A 5,087-nucleotide genomic window follows, 5' to 3' on the forward strand; every position below is an offset into this window, starting at 1 on the left:
ACCCACGACCTGACCGTGGCCCGCGCCATCACGGACGAGGTGCTGGTCATGCATGACGGCAAGATCGTCGAGCGCGGCAAGACGAGCGAAGTGCTCGACCACCCGCAGTCCGAGGCTGCCAAGGCGCTTGTCACCGCCGCCCCTGACTTGCACCGGGCGATCGCGGAGCGGCTGCGGGAGCAAGGCTGATCAGGAGAGAAGGCGGCCCGATCACTCCTGCGTCTTGACCACATCGACCGGATTGATATCGAGCAGGTCGAGCGTGCGGCGCAGCAGGCGGATCTCGCTCTCGGCCAGTTGCGAATCCGCCTTGGCGATCTCCGCCATATGTTTGGCCAATTGCCGGCGCCGCTCGACGTCGAGATCGCGGAACAGTGCAATCGCCTGCGAGCCATTGGTCTCGTAGCCGAACTCGTTGAGATATTCGATGACGCTGTCGATGCTGCTTTCCGGAATGCCGAAGGCATCCTTGCAGATGCGCCGGAAGGCAACCATTTCGCTCTCGCTGACCGACCCGTCGGCCAGGATCATGCGAAACAGCATCAGCAGTTCCGCCGATAGGACCGGATCGTCCGCCACCTTGCGCACGCCGGGGTCGCCGTCGAATATCTGACGTATCTGGTCCAGCAATGCGAATGCCATCAGGAGCCTCTTTCCGGGTTAACTACACAAACACAATCCAGGCGCGATGCGCTGGGATAGAGGTAGCGCGGAATCGATCTTGCGCAAACAGGGCGGCCGTGGTCGAACGCCCGATATTTCAGCCAGCCGGACACCCCCATACATCAGATGATCGACCTTAGCATCCAGACCGTCGCCATGCTCGCTTTCGCCGCTTTTGCCGCGGGCTTTGTCGATTCGATCGCCGGCGGCGGCGGGCTGATCACAGTGCCGGCGCTGCTGCTTGCCGGCTTCACGCCGGTCCAGGCGCTCGCCACCAACAAACTGCAAGGCATGTTCGGCTCGGGCTCGGCGACCATCCACTACGCGTCGAAGGGGCATGTCGACCTGCGCCGGCAATTGCCGTCGGCGCTTCTGGCCCTTGTCGGCAGCGCCATCGGCGCCTTGCTGGCGACGATCGTGCCGGGCGACATACTGCGGGCTGCCCTGCCCATCGTGCTGATCGCCATCGCGCTCTACTTCGCGTTCAAGCCCAACATGAACGATGTCGACCGCGCCGAGCGCCTGTCGCCGTTCCTGTTTGGATTGACCTTGGTGCCCGCCATCGGCTTCTACGATGGCCTGTTCGGACCGGGCGCCGGCTCCTTTTACATGCTGGCCTTCGTGGCACTTGCCGGCTACGGCGTGCTCAAGGCGACGGCGCATACCAAATTGCTCAACTTCGCCTCCAACATCGGCGGCTTCATCGTCTTCGCGGCCTTCGGCGTCGTCTACTGGAAGATCGGCCTGATGATGGGCGTCGCCCAGTTCCTCGGCGCTCGCGTCGGCGCCAGCCTGGCCATGCGCATCGGCGCAAGACTGATCAAGCCGCTGCTGGTGATCGTCTGCCTTGCACTGGCGGTGAAGCTGCTGGCCGACCCGGCCAACCCACTGCGTGTCATGATTGGTGTGTGACTACACGCCCTGATAGAATGAGGCTGTTCGAATCATGTTGGAGGAGCCAGACATGAATCTCAGCGCGCCTACCCAGATTGTTTTCATCATTTCCCTTGTTATCGCCATCATCGGCATTCTCGCCGCGCTTGGCATTCTTGCGTTCATTCCAATCGCATCGGTGTGGATTGTTCTCATCGCCTACATCGTACTCGCCGCCGGTTGCTTGATGCGCGGCGCCTGACCATTTCCCTTGAAGTGGGGACGAGGAGCGCCCGGCCAAAAGCCGGGCGCTTTTGATTCCGGCCCTGGGTCTGTTAGATTTGACTGGCGCGAGGATGGCCGATGCCAGTCAAGATGCAACCCCAGCAAGAGCAGGACCGGTCCGTCGCCGGGCGGTTTGAGATGCGCCGGCGCCTGCCCGATCCTCGACTTCAGGGCATTGTGTCGGACATTTGCGGCTATCGCGAAATGGCGCCCGGCCATATGCGCAACGTCGAATATGCGTCGCTCACCGTACCGCTGGTCATCAGCTTCGCCGAACCCTTCGCCATCGGCCTCGGCAAGGCCCCCGGCGACAATGACCGCTTCGCCAGTTTCGCCGCCGGCCTCTTTGCCGGACCGGTGGTGATCGAATCCTTCGGCGGCGCCTGCTGCGTCCAGGTCAACTTCACGCCGCTTGGCGCACACCGTTTCTTCCGCCTGCCGATGAGCGAACTGACAGACAGCATGGTCGTCCTCGACGACGTGCTTGGCGCTCAGGGCTTGGCGCTGCGTGAACGGCTGGGCAATGCGCCGGATTGGACGACGCGTTTCGACATGGCCGAAGCCTTCGTCACCGCCCGTCTCGAGAATGCCGCCGAGACGCCACTTGAAATCGCCTGGGCCTATGACCGCATCATCACATCCGGCGGCCGGACCCGCATTGCATCGATCGCCGAAAGGCTGGGCTGGAGCCGCAAACATCTCGCCGGCAGTTTTTCCAACGCCATCGGCATGGGCCCCAAGACACTGTCGCGCATCGTCCGCTTCAACCGCGCGCTCGGCCTGTCGAGGCAGCAGGCCGTCGACTGGGCCGATATCGCAGCCGATTGCGGCTATGCCGACCAGGCGCATCTGGTGCGCGAATTCCGCGACCTCGCCGGCGAGACACCAACCGGAATCTCGGCCAGGTAACATTTCTTCAAGACGCCGGAACGGCCTTTACCCACAGTGGGGCATCGACCAACCCCGCTGAAGGAGATCGACATGACCACCACCGAAGCGCCCCGCCTCTACCCCGCCTTGCGCTACAGGAACGCGGCAAAGATGATCGACTGGCTGGGCGAAGCCTTCGGCTTCGGCGTCCGGGCCCGCTATGGCGAAGGCGACGTCGTGCACCATGCCGAACTGGTTTTCGGCTCTTCGATGATCATGCTGGGCACCGCGCGCGACGACGACTACGGCAAGATGGTCGGCGAACCTGGCTCAGGCGGCGGCAAGTCGATCTACATCGCCGTCGATGATGCCGATGCCGCCTATGCCAAGGCCAGGAAGGCCGGCGCCACGATCATCCAGGAATTGACCAACCGCGACTATGGCAGCCGCGAGTTCATCTGCCGCGACCCGGAAGGCAACGTCTGGTCCTTCGGCACCTACTGGCCGAAGGCAAGCGACAAGGGCTGAGCCAACCGCGAATTACCGCGCCAGTGCAAAGATCGCGTCGCAGTCGAGATGGGTCTCCAGCTCGGCTGCGACCTCGTCCAGCGCCCGCTCGACCTCGGCTCGGTAGTCGATGCCGCCGCCCTTGATGCCGAGGCTTTCGAGGAATCTTCCGCGAAAGCCGTCGGTGCCAAACAGACCGTGCATATAGGTGCCGATCACCTTGCCATCGGCCGACACTGCCCCGTCATCGATGCCATTGATGACTGCAGACGGCCTCAGCGTATCCGGCCCGGTGGTGCGGCCGAGATGGATTTCATAGCCTTCGAGCGGCAGGTCGAACGGCACCGAACGGGCCCTGACGTTGCGCACCGTCTTTTCCGGCTCCATCACCGTTTCGATGTCGAGCAGTCCGAGCCCTTCGGCTTCGGTGACGCTGCCTTCGATGCCGTCGGGATCGCGCACCATACGGCCGAGCATCTGGAAGCCGCCGCAGATACCGACGACATGGCCGCCGCGCTTGCGATGCGCAAGAAGGTCGCGATCCCAACCGTTCTCGCGGAATTTCAAGAGATCGCCGATTGTCGACTTCGAGCCTGGAATGACCACCAGACCGGCATCGGCGGGCAGCGGCTTTCCCGGCGGCACGAACACCACCTCGACCTGCGGCTCAGCCTTGAGCGGGTCGAGATCGTCGAAATTGGCGATGCGGCCAAGCATCGGCACCGCCACCTTCAACGCGCGCGCTTCGCCGGACGCCAGCCGCTCCAGCACCACCGAATCTTCCGAAGGCAAGCGTGCCGCCGCCTTCAGCCACGGAACGACACCGAAACAGCGCTAGCCCGTGAATGTCTCGATCGACTTCAGGCCGTCGTCAAACAGCGAAACGTCGCCGCGGAACTTGTTGATGAGATAGCCGGCGATCATGCGCCGGTCCTCTTCCGGCAGGATCAGATGCGTGCCGGCCACCGAAGCGATGACGCCGCCGCGATCGATGTCGCCGACCAGCACCACGGGCACATCGGCGCGCGTGGCAAAGCCCATATTGGCGATGTCGCGGCTGCGCAGGTTGATCTCGGCCGGCGAGCCGGCGCCCTCGACGATGACCAGATCGGCGCCCTCGCCGACCTTGCCCCAGGACTCCAGCACGGCGTCCATCAGCCGGCCCTTCATCGCCTGGTAGTCGCGCGCCCGCGCTTCCCCGAACATTTTGCCCTGCACGATGACCTGCGCGCCGACATCGGTCTGCGGCTTCAGCAGCACCGGGTTCATGTGGACCGATGGTGCGACACCGCAAGCGATCGCCTGCAGCCATTGCGCGCGGCCGATCTCACCGCCGCCGGCATTGTTGTCACCTGGAATTTCGGCGACGGCGGCATTGTTCGACATGTTCTGCGGCTTGAACGGCCGCACCTTCAGCCCACGCTTTTTTGCCGCGCGGCAGAGGCCGGCGACCAGCACCGTCTTGCCCACGTCGGAACCCGTGCCTTGCAGCATGATCGCTTTGGCCATCAGTCCCTGCCCTGCGCCACGGTTCCGGTGATATCGGATTTCTGCGCCAACGGCCCGCCGCGCCAGATGTACAGCGCCAGCAACGGGTCTTTGCCCGTGCGCATGGCGTGATTGACGTTGGAAGCGTGATGAACGACCTCGCCGGCCGTACGCATGCAAAAGCCGCTCTCGCCCATGCGCCATTCGGTGCCGCCGGTCAGCGGAATGTAGATTTCCTCGGCGACGTGATGGTGGTCGGGATAGACGATATCTGGTCCAAGAATCAGCAGGCCGGCGGCGGCCGCGTCATTGGCAAAGTGGCCACGTGTGCCGAACACTTCCAGCCAGCCGTAATTCTCGATGAACTCTTTCCCGAAATCCGCCTCGCCATAAGTCTGCCC

The 5,087-nt window shown here is 63.5% G+C and carries 6 protein-coding genes and 2 pseudogenes; 5 read left to right on the forward strand and 3 right to left on the reverse strand.

The window, feature by feature from the left end; translation table 11 throughout:
• Positions 1-189: pseudogene (locus EN925_RS22860) on the forward strand (microcin ABC transporter ATP-binding protein); the annotation flags it as partial.
• Positions 190-210: 21 nt separating this feature from the next.
• Here EN925_RS22860 and EN925_RS22865 read toward each other — a convergent pair.
• On the reverse strand, positions 211-642 hold the full coding sequence (locus EN925_RS22865) for a TerB family tellurite resistance protein (protein ID WP_064993702.1): 432 nt from the start codon (positions 640-642) through the stop codon (positions 211-213).
• Positions 643-789: 147 nt separating this feature from the next.
• On the opposite strand from EN925_RS22865, the gene EN925_RS22870 reads away from it, so the two are divergent.
• The 4 genes from EN925_RS22870 to EN925_RS22885 all read left to right on the forward strand — a co-directional run bounded on the left by EN925_RS22870 (position 790) and on the right by EN925_RS22885 (position 3,219).
• Complete coding sequence (locus EN925_RS22870) at positions 790-1,575, forward strand: TSUP family transporter (RefSeq protein WP_127369212.1); 786 nt, start codon at positions 790-792, stop codon at positions 1,573-1,575.
• 52 nt (positions 1,576-1,627) lie between these two features.
• Positions 1,628-1,798: a hypothetical protein gene (locus EN925_RS22875; protein WP_127369211.1), complete on the forward strand. Its 171-nt coding sequence runs from the start codon at positions 1,628-1,630 to the stop codon at positions 1,796-1,798.
• A gap of 101 nt (positions 1,799-1,899) precedes the next feature.
• A complete protein-coding gene (locus EN925_RS22880; RefSeq protein WP_127369210.1) occupies positions 1,900-2,730 on the forward strand; it encodes an AraC family transcriptional regulator in 831 nt (276 codons plus the stop codon).
• Between the two features lie 72 nt (positions 2,731-2,802).
• Positions 2,803-3,219 (forward strand): VOC family protein, encoded by a 417-nt coding sequence (locus EN925_RS22885; RefSeq protein ID WP_064993704.1) that lies wholly within the window; start codon positions 2,803-2,805, stop codon positions 3,217-3,219.
• 12 nt (positions 3,220-3,231) lie between these two features.
• On the opposite strand, the pseudogene EN925_RS22890 reads toward EN925_RS22885, so the two are convergent.
• Positions 3,232-4,707 (reverse strand): annotated as a pseudogene (locus EN925_RS22890) (cobyric acid synthase).
• Positions 4,707-5,087, reverse strand: a 381-nt coding sequence (locus EN925_RS22895; protein ID WP_245487276.1) for a dimethylsulfonioproprionate lyase family protein, incomplete at its 5' end; no start/stop codon positions are given. The pseudogene EN925_RS22890 and the gene EN925_RS22895, both read right to left, overlap by 1 nt.

The organism is Mesorhizobium sp. M7A.F.Ca.US.006.04.2.1 (assembly GCF_004022915.1).
GTDB lineage: Bacteria > Pseudomonadota > Alphaproteobacteria > Rhizobiales > Rhizobiaceae > Mesorhizobium > Mesorhizobium ciceri.